The organism is Hydrogenophaga sp. (assembly GCF_035481345.1).
GTDB lineage: Bacteria > Pseudomonadota > Gammaproteobacteria > Burkholderiales > Burkholderiaceae_C > Hydrogenophaga.
The window spans coordinates 1-12,862 of the sequence record NZ_DATIGV010000093.1 but is presented as its reverse complement, the minus strand read 5'-3'; the positions used below and the strand labels follow the sequence as shown (position 1 = coordinate 12,862).

The window sequence follows — 12,862 nt, the reverse complement described above, 5'->3', positions numbered from 1 at the left end:
CCCGAGGAGATCAACCGCCGCATCGTGGACCACACGGCGGACATCAACCTCACCTACAGCAGCATCGCACGTGAGTACCTGCTGCGCGAGGGCCTGCCGCCGGACATGGTGATCAAGACGGGCAGCCCGATGGCGGAGGTGCTCGCGCACTACCGGCCGCGCATCGACGCCTCTCAAGTGCTCGGCACGCTGGGCCTTGAAGAAGACCGCTTCTTCGTGGTCAGTGCCCACCGCGAAGAGAACATCGATTCGGACGCCCAGTTCGCCAAGCTGGCGAACGTGCTGAACCAGGTGGCCGAGCAGCACGGCCTGCCGGTAATCGTGTCGACGCACCCACGCACGCAAAAGCGCGTGGACAGCCAGCAACTCGCTTTCCACCCGCTGGTGCGGCTGCTCAAGCCGCTGGGCTTCACCGACTACAACCAGTTGCAGATCAAGGCGCGGGCCGTGCTGTCCGACAGTGGGACCATCAACGAAGAATCGTCGATCCTCAATTTCCCCGCACTCAACCTGCGCGAGGCGCATGAGCGCCCCGAGGGCATGGAGGAGGCCGCAGTGATGATGGTGGGACTCGACGCCGAGCGGGTGCTGCAGGGTCTGGCGATCCTGGCATCGCAGCCGCGCGGTCAGCAGCGCCTGCTGCGCCAGGTGGCCGACTACAGCATGCCCAATGTGTCGGACAAGGTTGTGCGCATCGTCCACAGCTACACCGACTACGTGAACCGCGTGGTCTGGAAGAAATACTGATCCGGGCCTGCCTTGCGAATCCTGGTGGTCAGCCAATACTTTTGGCCCGAGAACTTCCGCGTCAACGACCTCGTGCAGGAATGGACGGCGCGCGGTCACGCCGTCACCGTGCTGACCGGCATGCCGAACTACCCGGCGGGGACCGTATTCCCCGCCTACCGCGAACAGCCGGAGCAGTTCAACAGCTACCACGGCGCGCGCGTCGTGCGCGCGCCCATGCTGGCGCGCGCCCAGGGCTCCCTGCGACTGGTGCTGAACTACCTCAGCTACGTCGTCGGCGCCAGCTTGGCAGGTCCCTGGCGGCTGCGCGGCGAAGCGTTCGACGCCATCTTCGTCTTCGAGCCCTCACCCATCACGGTTGGCCTGCCCGCGATTCTGATGGGCCGCCTCAAACGTGCGCCCGTGGTGTTCTGGGTACTCGATCTGTGGCCCGAGACACTTGCCGCCATCGGGGTAGTGCGCTCACCGCGCTTGCTGGGAGCGGTCGGGCGTCTGGTGTCCTTCATCTACAACCGTTGCACCCTTGTGCTGGGTCAGTCGCAGGGCTTCAAGTCCAGCATCGCGAAGTACTGTGCCGACGAAAGCAAGATCCGCTACTTTCCCAGTTGGTCGGAGCAGGTGTTCGCCGAGTCGCACGCCGACCCTGCGCCGGAGGTGCCTTCCCGACCCGGGGTGTTCAGCGTGCTGTTCGCCGGCAACATCGGGGAGGCGCAGGACCTGCCTGCCGTGGTGGAAGCGGCCACACGGCTCAAGGACAATCCCCACATCCGTTGGTTGATCGTCGGCGATGGGCGCAGGTCGGTCTGGTTGCAAGACGAGGTGCGTCGCCGCGGCCTGCAAGAGCGTGTGCTGCTGCTCGGCCGGCACCCGATCGAGCGCATGCCCTCGTTTTACGAGCACGCCGACGCCCTGCTCGTCTCCCTGAAGAAGGATCCCGTGTTCAGCCTCACCATTCCCGGCAAGGTGCAGTCCTACCTGCAGTCCGGCATTCCCTTGCTGGGCATGCTCGACGGTGAGGGCGCGCGGGTCATCCGGGAAGCCGAGGCCGGGCTGGTCGCCGATGCGGGCGACACCGATGCCCTGGTGAAGAACGTGCTCATCATGGCCGCCATGACGCCCGAGGCACGCCAGGCCATGGGCCACCATGGCCGCGCCTATGCGCAGCGCGAGTTCGACCGCGGCATGCTGATGGATCGTCTGGAGCACCTGTTGAAGCAAGCCGTGCACATGCGGTCAGGGCAGGCGACATGAGCGCGCTGCTGGTCACCGGCGCCAATGGCTTCGTGGGCGCGGCCGTGTGCCGCCACGCCCTGACTACCGGCCGGCCGGTGCGGGGCGCCGTGCGCACGCCCGGCAGCATCAGCTCCCATGAAATCACCGTGCGCGACATGGACGCCCACACCGATTGGACCGAGGCCTTGCGTGGTTGCCACGCCGTGGTGCACGCCGCCGCCCGGGTCCACGTGATGAACGAGACATCCGCGGACCCGCTGAGCGAGTTCCGCCGCGTCAACGTGGAAGGCAGCTTGAACCTGGCGCGACAAGCAGCCGCGGCCGGCGTGAAGCGATTCGTGTTCGTCAGTTCGATCAAGGTCAACGGCGAGGGTACCGAGGCCGGCCACGCCTACACCGCCGGCGACGCCCCCGCGCCAAAGGACGCCTATGGCGTCTCCAAAGCCGAGGCCGAGCACGGCTTGCGCCGGATCGCCACCGACACCGGCCTGGATGTGGTGATCGTGCGCCCGCCACTGGTCTATGGCCCCGGGGTGAAGGCCAACTTCCGCAGCCTGATGCTGGCCGTCTCCCGCGGCCTGCCCCTGCCCCTGGGGTCGGTCAGCGGCAACCGCCGCAGTCTGGTCGCGCTGGACAACCTGGCCGACCTGCTGCTCGTCTGCGCGGACCACCCCGCCGCCGCGGGACAAACGTTCCTGGTGAGCGATGGCGAAGACCTGTCCACGGCAGAACTGCTGCGCCGCATGGGCCGAGCCTTGAACCGACCGGCCCGCCTGCTTCCCTGTCCGCCGTCGCTGCTGCAGATGGGGGCACAGTTGGTCGGCAAAGCGGCCATCGCCCAACGGCTGCTCGGCAACCTGCAAGTGGACATCGCGCACACGCGCGCCACGCTGGGCTGGGCTCCGCCCGTTGGCGTGGACGAAGGCCTGCGGCGCGCCGCGGCCGGACTGGAATCTCGATGAAACGCCTGTTTGACCTGGTGCTTGCCCTGGCGGCGGGCCTTGTGCTGATCGTGCCCGTGGCCCTGGTGGCCCTGGCCGTGCGCCTTACCTCCCCCGGCCCCGCACTGTATTGGAGCGACCGCGTCGGACGCCACAACCGCCTCTTTCGCATGCCCAAATTCCGCAGCATGCGCGTGGACACGCCTGCCGTGGCCACGCATCTGCTGGACGATCCCAAGCGCTGGCTCACCCCCATCGGCCCCTTCCTGCGCAAGAGCAGCCTGGATGAGCTCCCGCAACTCTGGAGCATCCTCAAGGGTGACATGAGCTTCGTTGGCCCCCGGCCGGCGCTGTTCAACCAGGACGATCTCATTGCGCTGCGCACCGAGGCCGGCGTGGACGCGCTGGTGCCCGGCCTCACAGGCTGGGCACAAATCAACGGCCGCGACGAACTGCCGATTCCGCAGAAGGTGGCGCTCGATATCGAGTATCTTCAGCGGCGCAGCCTGCTCTTTGACCTGCGCATCCTCTGGCTCACCGCCATGAAGGTGCTGCGGCGCGAAGGCGTGCAGCACTGACTTCAACAGGATTCCCCGGGGAGACATGATCGAATGAACCAGCCAACACCGCTGGTCGTCGTGGGAGCTGGCGGCCACGGCCGCAGCGTGCTCGAACTCGTTCGGCTGAGCGGCGCCCATCGTGTGGTCGCCTTCCTGGACGATCAGCACCCGCCCGGTACCGACATCATGGGCGTCCCCGTGTGGGGCGCAAGCTCCCTGCTCGACGATTTGTCCACGCGCGGCGTGGCGGCGGTGCATGTCGCGATCGGCAACAACGGCACGCGCCAGGCGCTGTCGGAGCGGGCCCGCGCCGCCGGTTTGACGCTGGCCACCCTGACGCATCCCCGCGCCTTTGTCTCGCCCAGCGCCGTCCTCGGCCCCGGCAGCGCCGTGATGGCCCTCGCGGCGGTGGGCACGGAGGCCGTGCTGGGTGACGGCGCCATCGTCAACATGGGCGCGGTGGTGGACCACCACGCGCAAGTCGGCGCCTACGCCCACCTCGGCGCCAATGCCACCATGGCCGGCGGTACCCGCATCGGTGCTCGCGCCTGGTTGCAGGCGGGCTCTGCCCTGGGCTATCACGTGCACCTGCCCGACGGCACCGTCCTGGGCCCTGGCGAGGGCCGCGCATGAGCCCACCACGCACCGACGCCGTGTCGACCCCAACGCCCACCGACCACGGCCTCGCCAGCACCCTGCTGCACATCCCTCGCCCGGTCAAGCGCGCCCTCGCCGTCGCCGTCGATATCACCCTCTGCGTGCTCGCCGTCTGGGTCGCCCTGTACCTGCGCCTGGAGGTCTGGCTGCGCCTGGAGATGCCCTACCTCTGGGCCGTCATCGGCTCGGTACCCATCGCCATCCCCCTGTTCGCCCGGTTCGGCCTGTACCGCGCCATCTTTCGCTACGCCGGCTGGAACGCCATGCTCAGCCTGGGCCAGGCCATGGCCTTGTACGGCCTGTTCTACGCCACCGTGTTCACCGCCATCAGCGTGCCCGGCGTACCGCGGTCCGTGGGCGTGATCCAACCCCTGCTGCTGTTCATCTTCGTCGGCCTGAGCCGCCTGTTCGTGCGGGTCTGGCTCGGTGGCCTCTACCGCAAGGTGCTCGCGCGCGAGGAACTCCCCGGCGTGCTCATCTACGGCGCCGGCACCGCGGGCCGCCAGCTCGCCGCCGCGCTGGCGCGCAGCCCTGAGCACCGCCTGCTCGGTTTCATCGACGACGACCCCGCGCTGCAAGGCAACAGCCTGGACGGACGCAACGTCTACCCACCTGCGAACCTGCACGAACTGGTGCCCGCCATCGGCGCCACCGACGTGTTGTTGGCCCTGCCCTCGGCATCGCAAAGGCGCCGCCGCGAGATCCTCGAATCCCTGCGCCACCTGCCGCTGCACGTGCGCACCCTGCCGGGCATGTCCGATCTCGCCTCGGGCCGCGTCAACCTGAGCGATCTGCGCGAACTCGACATCGAAGACCTGCTGGGCCGCGAGGCCGTGGCACCCGACGGCGCGCTGCTGGACGAACTCATCCGCGACCGCGTCGTGGCCGTGACGGGCGCGGGCGGCAGCATCGGCAGCGAGCTGTGCCGCCAGATCGCCGCCCTGCAGCCTCATACGCTGCTACTGATCGAGCAGAGTGAGTACGCGCTCTACGCGATTCACCAGGACCTGTCGCACCAGCTCGGCGCCGACACCGTCGAGATCGTGCCCCTGCTCGCCTCCGTCCAGGACGAGGAGCGCATGCGCCAGATCCTCAACGCGTGGCAACCCCACGCCCTCTACCACGCCGCCGCGTACAAGCACGTGCCGCTGGTGGAGCACAACGCCGTGCAAGGCCTGCGCAACAACGTCTGGGGCACCTGGGTCACGGCCCGCGCCGCGCTCGACGCCGGCGTGCGGCACATGGTGCTCATCAGCACCGACAAGGCGGTGCGCCCGACCAACATCATGGGCGCCAGCAAGCGACTGGCCGAACTGGTGCTGCAGGCCCTGGCCGAACGCCGGGACGGCGGCACCACCTTCAGCATGGTGCGCTTCGGCAACGTGCTGGGTTCCAGCGGCTCGGTGGTGCCGCTGTTTCGCCAGCAGATCGCCGCTGGCGGCCCCGTCACCGTCACGCACCCGGACATCACGCGCTTCTTCATGACCATCCCCGAAGCGGCGCAGCTGGTCATCCAGGCCGGCGCCATGGCCGAGGGCGGTGACGTCTTCGTGCTCGACATGGGCGAGCCCGTGCGCATCATCGACCTGGCACAGCGCATGATCGAGCTCTCGGGCCTGCAGCTGAAGAACGAGCAGCAGCCCTGGGGCGAAATCGAGATCCAGATCACCGGCCTGCGCCCTGGCGAAAAACTCTACGAAGAACTGCTGATCGGCGACAACCCCTTGCCCACCCGGCACCCGCGCATCCTGCGCGCGCAAGAGGCGCGGTTGGCGCCCGACACGCTGCTGGGCTTGCTGGAACAGCTGGACATCGCCATGGCGGCCAACGACGTCAACGCCATCCGGGCGCTGCTGCAGCAAGCGGTGCATGGCTACCAACCCAGCGGCGAGGTGGTCGACTGGCTGCACAGCGGCCCGCAGGATCCGCTCGCGGCCGCGCGGGCCTGACAACGCCGCAAAAAAAAGCCACCTTTCGGTGGCTTTGACAAGTCCTCGAGAGGACGTCGTTGGGAGACCTGATCAATTCGGGTGTCTCGGGCCTGGTTCAGCCATGCACCTTTGTGCACATGGTTGGCTCTGAAACGGTGTCGTGACAGCAACCCGGCGATTGTGTCGGGCCTGGCGGCCGGTCGACATCCCCAATTTGGGGGACATTCGTGGTGCCACGGCACTAAGCCGGCAGCTTGACCACGAATCGCGCACCGCCGCCCGGTCGGTCTTCGCATCGCACCGTACCGTGGTGGCGTTCCACGATCGTGCGCACCAGGGACAGACCGAGGCCGACGCCGCCCTCGCGTTCGCTGGCGCCTGGCAGGCGATAGAACGGCTCGAAGATGCGCTCTCGCAACTCGGCCGGCACGCCAGGACCATGGTCGTCCACGGACACCACCACCTGGCGCGTGTGGCCGCTCCCCTGCACGGACAGGCTCAGCCGCACTTCGGCGTCGGCCTTGCCGGCCCCACGGCCATAGCGGCGCGCGTTCTCCAGCAGGTTGCGCAGCACCCGGCGCAACAGCCTGGCGTGGCCGCGCACCACCACCGCACCGGCGTGCGGCGCGACCTCCAGCTCGACCTCGGCGCGCGCGCATTCCTCAGCGGCCAGGCCCAGCAGGTCCACCTCTTCTTCCGGCCCCAGGGCCGCCGGGTTGGACGGGTCGCTCAGGTCGAGCCGGCTGGCGAGCAGGATCTCGTCGATGAGCTGGTCGAGTTCGTCGATGTTGCGCGCGATCTCGGCGCGCTGCGCCTGGTGGGCCGGGTCACTGCCCACCAGAGCCAGCCCCATGCGGATGCGCGCCAGGGGGGAGCGCAGCTCGTGCGAGGCGTTGGCCAGCAGCCGCTTGTGCGACTGCAGCAGCGTCTGCACCCGCTCGGCCGCCACGTTGAAGCGCTCCGCCAGGAAGGCCACCTCGTCCTGTCCATGCACCGACAGGCGGGTGGACAGGTCCCCCGCGCCCCAGCGCTCCACGCCCTTCTGCAGCGTCTCCAACCGCTTGGTGAGGCGGCGCACGATGGGGTAGGCCCCCAGCGCCACCGCCAGGGCCACCAGGCCCAGCAGCCAGGCGAAGCCGGCGGGGGTGAGCAGCCAGGCGGGCGCGCGGCTGCCCGGGTTGGTGGGCGCGCCACGGTTGGAGAACGGCAGCATCACGTAGAGCTTGCTGCTGTCCTTCATGATCACTTCGAAGCGCCAGCCTTCACCGGGGATGCGTTCGGCGCGCGCAGGCGCGTTGCCCAGCACGTCCCCCGCCGAGTTCTCCACGATGATGGTGCGCATCACGCGCGCTTCCCGTTCCTCGCGGTCGCGCTCCAGCGCCTGCTGCCACAGCCAGCCCACCACCAGGGTGAGCACGGTCACGGCGGCGACCACCGCGAGCCAGATGCGCAGGTACAGGCGTTGGCCGAACAGGGACAGGCTCATTCCTGCTGTTTCGCGAACACGTAGCCCACGCCACGCACCGTGAGAATGCGCTTGGGGTTCTTGCTGTCTGCCTCGATGGCGCCGCGGATGCGCCCGATGTGCACGTCGATGGAGCGGTCGAAAGCTTCCAGTTCGCGGCCGCGCACGGCCTCCATGATCTGGTCGCGCGTGAGCACGCGGCCGGCGCGCTCGGCCATGGCCACGAGCAGGTCGAACTGGTACGAGGTGAGCTCGGCCGGGTGATCGGCCACTGTCACGGTGCGCGCGTCGCGGTCGATCTCCAGCGTGCCGAATCGCATGACCGGCGTGCCGCGACTGCCGCCGTTGCCACCGCCCTCGGCGCGGCGGCGTAGCACGGCACGCACGCGCGCCAGCAGCTCGCGCGGCTCGAAGGGCTTGGGCAGGTAATCGTCGGCACCGAGTTCCAGCCCGATGATGCGGTCCATCGGGTCGCCCTTGGCGGTGAGCATGAGCACCGGCACGCGGGCCTGCGACGTGCTCAGCGAGCGGATGCGTCGGCACACCTCCAGGCCGTCGATGCCGGGCAGCATCAGGTCGAGGATGACCAGCTCGGGCTGCACCAGCGGCAGTTGCTCCAGGCCGCTTTCGCCGTCGGCGGCGTGGGTCACCTCGAAGCCCGACTGGCCCAGGTACTCCTGCACCATCGCGGCCAGGCGCGCATCGTCTTCGATCATCAGCAGGCAGGCGGTCGTCATGCGGATCAGTGTAGCGGCGGGCGCCGGAGAAGCCGATGCTGTGTCCCCCACGTGAAGCGGGCTTGCGCCACGCGTAAAGTAAGGTAAATGATCGCGGCCGACAGGTCCGCCGCACCCCCACCGATCCACCGCCATGCCCCTGCCCGCCGCCGACACCCTGAGCGCGCTGCTTGCGCAACGCGCCCAGATGAACCCCCGCCACACCGCCCTGCGCTGGGACGGCGAGGATCCGCGCTGGCGATCACTGGACTACGCCACGCTCGCCCTGCGCGCCCGGGCACTGGGGCAGACCCTGCCGGTGGAGCGCGGGCTGCGCGTGGCCTGGCTGGGCTTCAACCACCCCGCGCAGATCGCGCTGCTGTTCGCCCTGGCGCACCGCGGCGCCATGCTGGTGCCGCTGAACCATCGCCTGGCGCCCGCCGAGTGGGCCGGCGTGCTCAACGACAGCGCACCGGTGCTGCTGGTGCACGACGAGGCCTTCGCCGAGCCGGCGCGCGCACTGGCCGCCGCCCATGGAATCACGGCGCTGCCGGTGGAGGCGCTGGACACCGGCGACGAACTGCCCACCGAACCCCCGGCCGGCTTCATGGACCACGCGGGCGGCCCCGACGACCCGGCGCTGCTGGTCTACACCTCGGGCACCACCGGTCAGCCCAAGGGCGCGGTCCACACCCAGGCCAACTTGCTGGCCAACATGGCGATCGCCGCGCAGGTGCAGGAGATCTCCGAGCAGGACACGGTGCTCACCGTGCTGCCGCTGTTCCATGTGGGCGGCCTGTGCATCCAGACCTTGCCCGCGCTCTCGCGCGGCGCCACGGTGCTGCTGCACCGCCGCTTCGACCCCGGCGCCGTGTTCGACGCCCTGGCCGCGTCACGCCCCACATTGACGTTGCAGGTGCCCGCCACCCTGCAGGCCCTGCTGCAGCACCCGCGCTGGGCGCGCGCCGATCTGAGCGGCCTGCGCGCGATCTGGGCCGGCTCCAGCCTGCTGCCGGCCGACCTGCTGCGCGCCTGCCACGCGCGCGGCATCCCGGTGTGCAACGTGTACGGCAGCACCGAAACCGGCCCGTTCTCCATCGCCCTCGGCCCGGCCGAGGCCATGGAGCACGTGGGCTCCTGCGGCTGGCCCGCGCCGGGTGTGGAGATCCGCCTCGCCGGCCCCGACGGCGAACCCGTGGCGCGTGGCCGCGTGGGCGAGATCTGCGTGCGCGGCCCCAACGTGGTGGGCCTGTACTGGCCCGACATCGCCGCGCTCGACGCCGAGGGCTTCTTCCACAGCGGCGACCTGGCGCGCCAGGACACCGACGGCAGCTACACCGTGGTGGGCCGCGCCAAGGACATGATCATTTCGGGCGGGGAGAACATCTACCCGGCCGAGATCGAGCAGTTGCTGGCCGAGCATCCCTGGGTGGCGGAGTGCGCCGTGGTGGGTCGCCCCGACGAGCGCTGGGGCGAGGCCTGCGTGGCCGTGGTGGTGCTGCGCGACACCGCGCCCGAAGACTGGCAGGGCGGCGTGTCCGCTTCGCTGGAGGGCCGCCTGGCGCGCTACAAGTGGCCGCGCTACTGGCACCGCGTGGACGCCCTGCCCCGCACCGCGCTGGGCAAGGTCGTCAAGCCGGCGATCCGGGCCTGGCTGGTGAGCCAGCGCTAGGGGCCGGTGCGGCGGTGGATGGCACCGGCAACCAGCGCGTGGCCAGCCAGATCAGCAGCAGCACCGGCACGCCCAGCAACGCCGTGCCGATGAAGAACGGCGTGTAGCCGAAGTTGTCGACGAAGGCACCCGAGTAGCCCGCCACCCACTTGGGCGCCAGCAGCATCATGGAGCTGAAGAGCGCGTACTGCGTGGCCGAGTAGCTCACGTTCGTGAGGCCCGAGAGAAAGGCGATGAAGGCCGCCGAGGCCACGCCCGCGCTCAGGTTGTCGGCCGAGATGACCATGACCAGCGCCGGCAGGCTGGCCGTGTGGCCCGCCAGCCAGGCGAACAGCAGGTTGCTGGCGGCCGAGAGCACCGCACCCAGCATCAGCACGCGCATCACACCCAGGCGCATGGACAAGGCCCCGCCGATGAAGGCGCCCAGCAGGGTCATGATCACGCCATAGACCTTGCTGACGGCGGCCACCTGGTCCTTGGTGTAGCCCATGTCCACGTAGAACGGGTTGGCCATGATGCCCATCACCACGTCGCTGATGCGGTAGACGCCAATAAGGGCCAGCACCAGCACCGCGTGCTTGCCGTAGCGGCGCAGGAAGTCGGCGAACGGATCCACCAGCGCGGTGCGCAACCACTCCTGGAAGTCGCGCGCGGGCGGCAGTTCCACGCGCGCGGGTTCGCGCGAGAACAGCACCGTGAGCACCCCCACCGCCATGCTTGCGGCCATCACCAGGTAGGCCGTGCTCCAGGCGGCCTGCTGGTAACCGCCCCCCGCCACCTCGGCGCGCGCCGCCAACCACAGCACGCCCGCGCCGGCCCAGATCATGGCCAGGCGGTAGCCCGTCTGGTAGGTCGCGGCCAGCGCACCCTGGCGCTGGGTGTCCGCCGATTCGATGCGAAAGGCGTCCAGCGCGATGTCCTGCGTGGCCGAGGCGAAGGCCACCACCAGGGCGCACCAGACCACCGCGTCCAGCCCGGCCCGCGGATCGACCAGCGCCATGCCCACCAGCCCGGCCACGATGGCCAATTGCGACAGCAGCAACCAGCTGCGCCGGCGGCCCAGGGCGCGCGTGAGCAGTGGGATCGGCAGCCGATCCACCAGCGGCGCCCAACACCACTTGAAGCCGTAGGCCAGGCCGACCCAACTGAGGTAGCCGATGGTGGTGCGGTCGATGCCGGCCTCGCGCAGGCGAAAGCTCAGCGTGCCCAGCACCAGCAACAGCGGCAGGCCGGCCGAGAAGCCCAGCGCGAACATGCGCAGGCTGGCGGGTTCGAGGTAGACGCGCAAGGTCTGCGCCCACGACAGGCGTTGATCGGCGGCGGGCGTGGGCGAGGTGGCGTCGGGCGGCATGCGATGGATGGTGGAACACCGTCACGCAAGGGCGCGCGGCTTTGCCTATTATTCGCCCATGTGCTTCCTCTGTGACCTCAAGACCCGTGACCCCGCCCCGCCACGCCCCGAGCACGTGTGGTCGGCGCGCCGTGCCTTCGTGCTCGCTGCCGGTGCGGCGGCCGCTGCGCCCGCGCTGGCCCAGGTCGACGTGGGCTCGGGCTCGGCCCTGCGCAACCTGGTGCCAGCCGAAGAGCTGGAAAAGGCGGCCGATCAGCAGTACGGCCAGATGATGGCCGAGGCCAAGGCCAAGGGCGCGCTGGTGGCCAGCGGCGACCCGCAGGTCGAGCGCCTGCGCAACATGGCGCGCCGCCTCATTCCGCACTCGCCGCGGTGGAATCGGCGCGCCAGCGGCTGGCAGTGGGAGGTCAACCTCATCCGCAGCGAGCAGATCAACGCCTTCTGCATGCCCGGCGGCAAGATCGCCTTCTACACGGGCATTCTGGAGAAGCTCAAGCTCAGCGACGACGAGGCCGCGATGATCATGGGCCACGAGATGGCCCATGCCCTGCGTGAGCACGCGCGCTCGCGCGTGGCCAAGACCAACGCCACGGGCATCGGCCTGTCGATCGCGGCGCAGCTGCTGGGCCTGGGGCAACTGGGCGACGTGGCCGCCAACCTGGGCACGCAGTTGTTGAGCTTGAAGTACAGCCGCGACGACGAGACCGAGGCCGACCTCGTGGGGCTGGAACTCGCGGCGCGCTCGGCCTACCAGCCGCGCGCGGCGGTCTCCCTTTGGCAGAAGATGGCGGCGGCCGGCGGCGGCGCGGCGCCGGGGTTCCTGTCCACCCACCCAACGGGGCCGGACCGCATCCGGCAGCTTGAGGCCAATGTGCCGAAGGTGCAGGGGTTGTACGAGCAGGCGCGCAAGGGCTGAGGGTCAGACCCGCTCACCCACAAACGGGTTCATCCGCCGCTCCCGCCCGAAGCTGCCTTCGGGCCCATGCCCGGGGATGAACACCGTCTCATCTCCCATCGGCCAGAGCCGATCGCGGATGCTGGCCAGCAGTTCGGCGTGGTTGCCGCCCGGAAAATCGGTGCGGCCGATGCTGCCCACGAACAGCACATCGCCCACGAAGGCGCGCTGCGCATCCTTCGAGTGAAACACCACATGCCCGGGCGTGTGGCCGGGGCAGTGGCGCACCGCGAGCTCGCAGTGGCCGATGTTCACCGTATCGCCGTCGTAGAGCCAGCGCGTGGGCGTGAAGGTCTCGGCCGGCGGGAAGCCGAACATCGCACCCTGCTGGGGCAGGGCGTCGATCCAGAACTTGTCGCCCTCATGCGGGCCCACGATGGGCAGCGACAGCCGCCGCGCGAGTTCGGCCGTGGCGCCGGCGTGGTCGATGTGGGCGTGCGTGAGCCAGATGGCCTTCGGATCGACGCCCAGGACTTGCGTCTCGGCGAGCAACCGGTCCAGGTCGCCACCCGGATCGATGATCGCGGCCTCCATCGTCTCGTCGCACCAGACGATGGAGCAGTTCTGGGCGAACGCGGTGACGGGAACGGTGCGGTAGCGCAGCATCGGCTCAGAGGGTGAAGTCGTAGCCGAT

The 12,862-nt window shown here is 69.5% G+C and carries 12 protein-coding genes; 8 read left to right on the top strand and 4 right to left on the bottom strand.

Annotated features, from left to right (window positions below; all coding sequences use genetic code 11):
• From VLG41_RS10130 to VLG41_RS10105, 6 genes are all read left to right on the top strand, one after another.
• Positions 1 to 747 (top strand): UDP-N-acetyl glucosamine 2-epimerase (locus VLG41_RS10130; protein WP_325349269.1); only part of this gene is annotated, 747 nt, incomplete at its 5' end.
• Between the two features lie 24 nt (positions 748 to 771).
• Complete coding sequence (locus tag VLG41_RS10125) at positions 772 to 1,998, top strand: glycosyltransferase family 4 protein (protein WP_325349268.1); 1,227 nt, start codon at positions 772 to 774, stop codon at positions 1,996 to 1,998.
• The gene (locus VLG41_RS10120; protein WP_325349267.1) at positions 1,995 to 2,942 is read left to right on the top strand and encodes an SDR family oxidoreductase; all 948 of its coding nucleotides are present in this window, start codon (positions 1,995 to 1,997) and stop codon (positions 2,940 to 2,942) included. The genes VLG41_RS10125 and VLG41_RS10120 overlap by 4 nt, the downstream gene beginning before the upstream one ends.
• Complete coding sequence (locus tag VLG41_RS10115; RefSeq protein WP_325349266.1) at positions 2,939 to 3,499, top strand: sugar transferase; 561 nt, start codon at positions 2,939 to 2,941, stop codon at positions 3,497 to 3,499. Before VLG41_RS10120 ends, VLG41_RS10115 begins: the two co-directional genes overlap by 4 nt.
• Positions 3,500 to 3,532: 33 nt before the next feature.
• Positions 3,533 to 4,114 carry an acetyltransferase gene (locus VLG41_RS10110; RefSeq protein WP_325349265.1) on the top strand — a complete coding sequence of 194 codons (582 nt, stop codon included), beginning with the start codon at positions 3,533 to 3,535 and terminating at the stop codon, positions 4,112 to 4,114.
• The gene (locus VLG41_RS10105) at positions 4,111 to 6,087 is read left to right on the top strand and encodes a nucleoside-diphosphate sugar epimerase/dehydratase (RefSeq protein WP_325349264.1); all 1,977 of its coding nucleotides are present in this window, start codon (positions 4,111 to 4,113) and stop codon (positions 6,085 to 6,087) included. The genes VLG41_RS10110 and VLG41_RS10105 overlap by 4 nt, the downstream gene beginning before the upstream one ends.
• A 223-nt stretch (positions 6,088 to 6,310) precedes the next feature.
• On the opposite strand, the gene VLG41_RS10100 is transcribed toward VLG41_RS10105, so the two are convergent.
• Positions 6,311 to 7,555 carry a HAMP domain-containing sensor histidine kinase gene (locus VLG41_RS10100; protein WP_325349263.1) on the bottom strand — a complete coding sequence of 415 codons (1,245 nt, stop codon included), beginning with the start codon at positions 7,553 to 7,555 and terminating at the stop codon, positions 6,311 to 6,313.
• On the bottom strand, positions 7,552 to 8,271 hold the full coding sequence (locus tag VLG41_RS10095; RefSeq protein ID WP_325349262.1) for a response regulator transcription factor: 720 nt from the start codon (positions 8,269 to 8,271) through the stop codon (positions 7,552 to 7,554). Before VLG41_RS10095 ends, VLG41_RS10100 begins: the two co-directional genes overlap by 4 nt.
• A gap of 133 nt (positions 8,272 to 8,404) precedes the next feature.
• Between VLG41_RS10095 and VLG41_RS10090 the strand changes: the two genes are divergently transcribed.
• On the top strand, positions 8,405 to 9,922 hold the full coding sequence (locus tag VLG41_RS10090) for an AMP-binding protein (protein ID WP_325349261.1): 1,518 nt from the start codon (positions 8,405 to 8,407) through the stop codon (positions 9,920 to 9,922).
• On the opposite strand, the gene VLG41_RS10085 is transcribed toward VLG41_RS10090, so the two are convergent.
• Positions 9,882 to 11,273: an AmpG family muropeptide MFS transporter gene (locus VLG41_RS10085; RefSeq protein WP_325349260.1), complete on the bottom strand. Its 1,392-nt coding sequence runs from the start codon at positions 11,271 to 11,273 to the stop codon at positions 9,882 to 9,884. The genes VLG41_RS10090 and VLG41_RS10085 overlap by 41 nt on opposite strands.
• Positions 11,274 to 11,331: 58 nt before the next feature.
• Here VLG41_RS10085 and VLG41_RS10080 point away from each other — a divergent pair, with 58 nt between their 5' ends.
• Complete coding sequence (locus VLG41_RS10080) at positions 11,332 to 12,189, top strand: M48 family metallopeptidase (protein WP_325349259.1); 858 nt, start codon at positions 11,332 to 11,334, stop codon at positions 12,187 to 12,189.
• Positions 12,190 to 12,192: 3 nt separating this feature from the next.
• On the opposite strand, the gene VLG41_RS10075 is transcribed toward VLG41_RS10080, so the two are convergent.
• The gene (locus tag VLG41_RS10075) at positions 12,193 to 12,834 is read right to left on the bottom strand and encodes an MBL fold metallo-hydrolase (protein WP_325349270.1); all 642 of its coding nucleotides are present in this window, start codon (positions 12,832 to 12,834) and stop codon (positions 12,193 to 12,195) included.
• Positions 12,835 to 12,862 lie beyond the last annotated feature (28 nt).

What these genes read in the sequence shown, in the direction of transcription:
- VLG41_RS10120 (WP_325349267.1), top strand. Translation starts at nt 1,995, where the DNA reads ATGAGCGCGCTGCTGGTCACCGGCGCCAATGGCTTCGTGGGCGCGGCC.
- VLG41_RS10110 (WP_325349265.1), top strand. Translation starts at nt 3,533, where the DNA reads ATGAACCAGCCAACACCGCTGGTCGTCGTGGGAGCTGGCGGCCACGGC.
- VLG41_RS10095 (WP_325349262.1), bottom strand. Translation starts at nt 8,271, where the DNA reads ATGACGACCGCCTGCCTGCTGATGATCGAAGACGATGCGCGCCTGGCC.
- VLG41_RS10085 (WP_325349260.1), bottom strand. Translation starts at nt 11,273, where the DNA reads ATGCCGCCCGACGCCACCTCGCCCACGCCCGCCGCCGATCAACGCCTG.
- VLG41_RS10075 (WP_325349270.1), bottom strand. Translation starts at nt 12,834, where the DNA reads ATGCTGCGCTACCGCACCGTTCCCGTCACCGCGTTCGCCCAGAACTGC.
- VLG41_RS10115 (WP_325349266.1), top strand. Translation starts at nt 2,939, where the DNA reads ATGAAACGCCTGTTTGACCTGGTGCTTGCCCTGGCGGCGGGCCTTGTG.
- VLG41_RS10100 (WP_325349263.1), bottom strand. Translation starts at nt 7,555, where the DNA reads ATGAGCCTGTCCCTGTTCGGCCAACGCCTGTACCTGCGCATCTGGCTC.
- VLG41_RS10080 (WP_325349259.1), top strand. Translation starts at nt 11,332, where the DNA reads ATGTGCTTCCTCTGTGACCTCAAGACCCGTGACCCCGCCCCGCCACGC.
- VLG41_RS10090 (WP_325349261.1), top strand. Translation starts at nt 8,405, where the DNA reads ATGCCCCTGCCCGCCGCCGACACCCTGAGCGCGCTGCTTGCGCAACGC.
- VLG41_RS10105 (WP_325349264.1), top strand. Translation starts at nt 4,111, where the DNA reads ATGAGCCCACCACGCACCGACGCCGTGTCGACCCCAACGCCCACCGAC.